General features: G+C 72.4%; 3 protein-coding genes and 1 pseudogene. 1 reads left to right on the top strand and 3 read right to left on the bottom strand.

The genetic code is table 11. The features are described from left to right. The 3 genes from ACFWNV_RS38975 to ACFWNV_RS38985 all read right to left on the bottom strand — a co-directional run. Positions 1-3,703: NAD-glutamate dehydrogenase (locus ACFWNV_RS38975; protein WP_383956883.1), on the bottom strand; the 3,703-nt coding region annotated here is incomplete at its 3' end. Between the two features lie 404 nt (positions 3,704-4,107). Further along, positions 4,108-4,755 carry an HAD family hydrolase gene (locus ACFWNV_RS38980; protein ID WP_383956888.1) on the bottom strand — a complete coding sequence of 216 codons (648 nt, stop codon included), beginning with the start codon at positions 4,753-4,755 and terminating at the stop codon, positions 4,108-4,110. Positions 4,756-4,928: 173 nt separating this feature from the next. Beyond that, complete coding sequence (locus ACFWNV_RS38985) at positions 4,929-5,429, bottom strand: DUF6912 family protein (protein ID WP_383956886.1); 501 nt, start codon at positions 5,427-5,429, stop codon at positions 4,929-4,931. 375 nt (positions 5,430-5,804) lie between these two features. On the opposite strand from ACFWNV_RS38985, the pseudogene ACFWNV_RS38990 reads away from it, so the two are divergent. Beyond that, positions 5,805-5,995 (top strand): annotated as a pseudogene (locus tag ACFWNV_RS38990) (hypothetical protein); the annotation flags it as partial.

Genomic DNA, 5,995 nt, shown 5'->3' on the forward strand with positions numbered 1-5,995 from the left:
GGTCCCCGTCGGCGACCACCGAGTTCAGCAGGATCTTGATGTTCACCTCGTGGTCGGAGGTGTCCACGCCCGCGCTGTTGTCGATGGCGTCGGTGTTGATCTTGCCGCCCTCGCCGCCGGCACCGCTGCGCGCGAACTCGATGCGGCCGAGCTGGGTCAGGCCCAGGTTGCCGCCCTCGCCGATGACCTTGGCCCACACGTCGGAGCCGTTGACGCGGATGGCGTCGTTGGCCTTGTCGCCGACGTCCGCGTGCGTCTCGGCGGTCGCCTTGACGTACGTGCCGATGCCGCCGTTCCACAGCAGGTCCACGGGGGCCTTGAGGATGGCCTGCATCAGGTCGGCGGGGGTCATCTTGGTGACGCCCGCCTCGATCCCGAGGGCTTCGCGGACGTGCGCGTTGACCGGGATGGCCTTCGCGCTGCGCGGGTGGATCCCGCCGCCCGCGGAGAGCAGCGAGGTGTCGTAGTCGGCCCACGAGGAGCGCGGCAGCTCGAACAGGCGCCGGCGCTCGGCGTAGGAGGTCGCCGCGTCCGGGTGCGGGTCGATGAAGATGTGCCGGTGGTCGAAGGCGGCCACCAGGCGGATGTGCTCGGAGAGCAGCATGCCGTTGCCGAAGACGTCGCCGGACATGTCGCCGACGCCGACGACCGTGAAGTCCTGCGTCTGGGTGTCGTGCCCGAGCTCGCGGAAGTGCCGCTTGACGGACTCCCAGGCGCCGCGGGCGGTGATGCCCATGCCCTTGTGGTCGTAGCCGGCCGAGCCGCCGGAGGCGAAGGCGTCGCCCAGCCAGAACCCGTAGGACTCGGCGACCCCGTTGGCGATGTCGGAGAAGGTCGCGGTGCCCTTGTCGGCGGCGACGACGAGGTAGGTGTCGTCCTCGTCGTGGCGGACCACGCCCTTGGGCCGCACGATCTCGCCGCCGACCATGTTGTCGGTGATGTCGAGCAGCGCCGAGATGAAGATCTTGTACGAGGCGATGCCCTCGGCGAGCCAGGCGTCGCGGTCCACCGACGGGTCGGGGAGGTTCTTGGCGACGAAGCCGCCCTTGGCGCCGACCGGCACGATGACGGTGTTCTTGACCATCTGCGCCTTGACCAGGCCGAGGATCTCCGTACGGAAGTCCTCGCGGCGGTCGGACCAGCGCAGGCCGCCGCGGGCGACCTTGCCGAAGCGCAGGTGGACGCCCTCGACGCGCGGGGAGTAGACCCAGATCTCGAAGGCCGGACGCGGCGCCGGGAGGTCGGGGATGGCCTGCGGGTCGAACTTCATCGACACGTAGGAGTGCTGCTCGCCCGCGGAGTTGAGCTGGAAGAAGTTGGTGCGCAGCGTGGCCTTGATGAGGGTGAGGAAGGACCGCAGGATCCGGTCCTCGTCGAGCGAGGCGACCTGGTCCAGGGCCCCGTCCAGCTCCTCCAGCATCGCGTCGACGAGCTCGCTGCCCGCCGACTGGCGGCCGGGCGACATCCGCGCCTCGAAGAGCGAGATCAGCAGCCGGGTGGTGTGGACGTTGTTGCGGAGGGTGTCCTCCATGTAGTCCTGGCTGAAGGTGGCACCGGCCTGGCGCAGGTACTTGGCGTACGCGCGCAGGACGACGGCCTGCCGCCAGGTCAGCCCGGCGCTGAGCACCAGGGTGTTGAAGTTGTCGTTCTCGGCGTCGCCCTGCCAGACCGCCGAGAAGGCCTCCTGGAACCGCTCGCGGGCGTCGTCGCCGAGGTAGCCGGCGGCGCTGTCGCCGTTGGCGGACACCGGCATCCGCAGGCCGAAGTCGTAGATCCACGCGTTGGTGCGGTCGCTGCACCGCAGCTCGTACGGCCGCTCGTCGGTGACCTCGACGCCCAGGCGCTGAAGGACCGGCAGGACGGCGGACAGGGAGACCTGCTCGCCCGCCTTGTAGATCTTGAACCGGCGTTCGCCGGGGCCCGCGCCGACCGGCTCGTACAGCGACAGCGCGAACTCGCGGTCGCTGGCGGAGAGCCGTTCCAGGTGGCACAGGTCGGCCACGGCCGCGCGCGGCGAGTGGTCGGCCTTGTAGCCCTCGGGGAAGGAGGTCCCGTACTTGCGCAGCAGCTCGGCGGCGCGCTCCTCGCCCAGCTCCGCGACGAGCGCCTCGCCGAAGCCGTCGGCCCAGGAGCGGGCGGCCTCGACCAGCCGGCCCTCGATCCGCTCCACGTCGGCGTCGGTCAGCACGGGCAGCTCGGTGCCCTGCGGGACGCGGACGACGAAGTGGATGCGGGAGAGGATCGACTCGGTGTTCCAGGCGGTGAAGTCGACGCTGATGCCGTCGAGCTCCTCCTGCAGGATCGCGATCAGGCGCAGCCGCACGCCGGTGGTGTAGCGGTCGCGCGGCAGGTAGACCAGCGCGGAGTAGTAGCGCCCGTACTCGTCCTGGCGCAGGTACAGCCGCAGCCGGCGGCGCTCCTGGAGGTACAGGACGGAGGTGGCGATGGCCTGGAGCTGGTCGACCGGGGTCTGGAACAGCTCGTCGCGCGGGTAGGTCTCCAGGATCTGGAGCAGGTCGCGGCCGTCGTGGCTGGACGGGGCGAAGCCGGCGCCTTCGAGGACCTCGGCCACCTTGCGGCGGATGACGGGGACCCGGCGCACGGACTCGGTGTAGGCGGCGGAGGAGAACAGGCCGAGGAAGCGGCGCTCGCCGACGACGTTGCCCTCGGCGTCGAACTTCTTGACGCCCACGTAGTCGAGGTACGAGGGGCGGTGCACGGTGGAGCGGCTGTTGGCCTTGGTCAGCACCAGCAGGCGGTGCTCGCGGGCCTTGGCGCGGGCGTCGGCCGGCAGCCGGTTGAAGGACGGGGAGACGGGGTGCGCCTCGTCCTGGCCGTGGTGGAGCGGGTCGGAGCGCAGGATGCCGAGGCCGGTGCCGGGCACGGCGGCCAGGGCGTCGCCGTCGACGAGGTTGTACTCGCGGTAGCCGAGGAAGGTGAAGTGGTCGTCGGCGAGCCAGCGCAGCAGCTCGCGGGCCTCTTCGAGCTCGTACTCGCGCAGGTCCGGGGCGGTCGGCTCCTCGGGCAGGTCCTGGGCGATGCGCAGCGCCGCGTCGCGCATCTTCTCCCAGTCCTCGACGGACTCGCGCACGTCGGACAGGACGCGCTGCAGATCGCCGGTGATCTGCTTGAGGTCGGCCTTGTCGGTCTCGCGGTCGATCTCGACGTGGATCCAGGACTCGACGAGGGAGTCGTGGGGGCGCGCGGTGCGGGGACCGTGCGCGTCGCAGTCGGGGCCGAGGATCTCGATGAGCTTGCCGGTGAGGTCGCGGCGGACGACGACCTGCGGGTGGATCACGACGTGGATGCCGCGCCCGTGGCGGGACAGCTCGTTCGTCACGGAGTCCACGAGGAACGGCATGTCGTCGGTGACCACCTCGACGACGGAGTGGCTGGAAGTCCAGCCGTTCTCCTCCACCGTGGGAGTGTGCACGCGCACGTTCGCGGTGCCCTGCGGGCGGTTCTCCGCGAGCCGGTAGTGCGAGAGTGCGGCCCCGAACACGTCGACCGGGTCCCGGTCGAGCAGGTCCTCCGGGGCGGTGTGCAGGTAGTAGCGCTGGAGGTAGGCGAGAGTCGTGTCCCGGTCGGGACGCTCCCCCTGCTCGGACCCAGTCGGAAGTAGCCCCCCGGCCGGGCTGTTCTCAGCTACCCGTGCCGCCCGCGCGAGCAGCTCGGCCTTTGCTTCGTCCAGCTTGGTCTGCATGTCCTCTGGCTCCTGTCGCGCGCCATTGCGTGACGTAGGTGAAGGAAGGGATGGCATAGCTCCGCGAGGCGGGGTGTCGGTGTCCGTTCGGGATCGACGCTATGCCGTCGAGAGAGCCCACCGGGAGGAAATCGGCCATGATCGGCAGGATGTCCAGGGACCGGGGGCGGGGATCAGCGACGGCCCGGGCACGGTGGTGCGCCGGGCGCCGGGCGGAGGCTTCAGTGCCTCCGAGAACTATCGCGCTGATCACGGGTACCAGGCTATCTCGCTCCACCCCCGGCTCGTCATGAGCTGTATGTGTACAAAACAGGGGGGGTAACTTTGACACTCTGGACAGGGCCCGGACCGGCCGGGCGTGCCAGGCGGGTGCACGGTCGCTCTCCGCTCATGCGCCGAGGTCGCTATCCGGCCAGTTCGCGAGCAGTGCGTACGGCCTCCGCCAGGCTGTCCACGACGGGGACACCGGCCGATTCCAGACTGCCGCGGCTGTGCGAACCGCCCGTATAGAGGACGGCCCGGGCGCCCACGTGCGCGGCGGCCAGCGCGTCGTCCACGGCGTCTCCGATGAGGACCGTACGAGCGGCGGTCACTCCCGTCCCGTCCAGGGCGGCCAAATGACGTACGAGATGTCCCGCCTTGGTGGTGTGGGAGGGCCCGGTGCGCCCGTCGACGCGCAGGAAGTGCCCGTCGATCCCGTGCGCCCGGACGAGCGGAACGAGCTGCTCATGGGGCGCGAGGGACAGCAGCGACTGCGTGAGCCCCTGCCCCTGCCAGTCCCGCAGGAGCTCCCGGGCCCCCTCCGCGAGACCGGCGCCCTCGGCGGCCGGCCAGTAGTGGCGGTGGAAGGCCGCGTCCATGACCAGCCACTCGGCGTCCGTGGGGAGCCGCCCCATGAGGCGCTCGTAGAACTTCGGCACCGGTACGACGTACAGCTCGCGGTACCGCTCCAGGGTGATCGGCGCGAGGCCGAGCTCGGCGAAGGAGGCGTTGGTCGCGGCTATCACGGCGTCGATGTCGTGCAGCAGCGTGCCGTTCCAGTCCCACACGATGTGCGGGACCGCCCGGGGCGCGGTGACCGGTGCCGGCCGGCCCGCGGGCGCGGCGGCGGCCCCGGACGCCGGCTCCGGCGCCGCGAGCGCGGGGCCCTCGGGCGTCGGGACCACGAGCGGGGCGCCCTCGGGTGCCGGGGGCACGGATGCCGCCTGGTTCTCGGGTGCCGCGCTCACTTCAGCAGCCCCGGAATCTCCTGGACCCCGAACCACAGCAGCTCGTGGTCCTCGGCTCCGTCGACGGTGGCGCGCGCGTCCTCGTCGCCCCCGTCCGCGGCCGGAACGGCCGCCACGGCGGCGCTCACGTCCTCCAGGGCCTCTTCGGCGTCCACGTGCACCGCGGCCGCCACCGAGAGCCGTACGGCCCCGGCGAGGGCCACCTGGCCGAGCGTGGCCTCGTCCACGCCGGGGGTGGCGGTGGCGGCCTTGTCGTCCACGTCGACGGCCACCACGACCCGCTTGCGGGGCGCGGCCCCGTCCTCGGCGATCATCCGCAGCGAGGCGGCCGCGGCCCGGGTCAGGGCGGCGTACTCCAGTTCCTCGATGTCGTCCGACACGTACCACTCGCGCAGCCCGGGCGTGACGGCGTACGCCCGCAGCGGAGCCGGGCCCAGCTCACCCGCCTGGTGCGCCTCGGCGAGCCCGGGCAGGGTCAGGGGGACGTACACGCGCATGGCCGGCTGCTTTCGGTAGTCGGAAACGCCCCCAGGATACGACCGGGCCGCCGCCGCTCCTTCGCGACGCCCCCCTCGCACGCATCGGCCCCGGGGGGCCCGCGCAGCCCCGGCGGGCCGCACCGGACTCCGTCCGTGACGGCCCGGGTCCCCCTTCGGGGTGCCGGCGCGGGGTCCGGCGGCGTCCACTTCGCTCCCGGCGGGATCCGGGGGCGGGGCCCCGGGCTGCCGGGCACCGACCCGGATAGGTGAAGGCGGGCCGGGCGCGCGAAGGCCCGTCGGAGCCGTTGCGGAGCGTGTTCGCGGCCCCGTAGAAGTCCCCTACGAAGTTACCGCCCGGTACCACGCCGGGCCCGACCCCCGGGGACGACCGCCATGACCACCAGCACACCCCGCACCACGGGAACCACCCCCGGAACCGGCGCCATGGAGGCCACCGGGACCGCGCGGCCCAGCCGCACCACCGCGCCCACCGCGCCCACCGGGTCCGGACCCGGGTCCGGACCCGGGGCCGCCCGGCGCTCCGGGACGGCCGGCAGCGCCGGGGCCGGCACCGGCCCCGGCCG

The sequence above is a fragment of the Streptomyces sp. NPDC058401 genome (assembly GCF_042722885.1).
Classification (GTDB): domain Bacteria; phylum Actinomycetota; class Actinomycetes; order Streptomycetales; family Streptomycetaceae; genus Streptomyces.

Excerpts from the sequence above, each read along its gene's own strand:
- ACFWNV_RS38985 (WP_383956886.1), bottom strand. The coding sequence starts at position 5,429 with ATGCGCGTGTACGTCCCCCTGACCCTGCCCGGGCTCGCCGAGGCGCAC.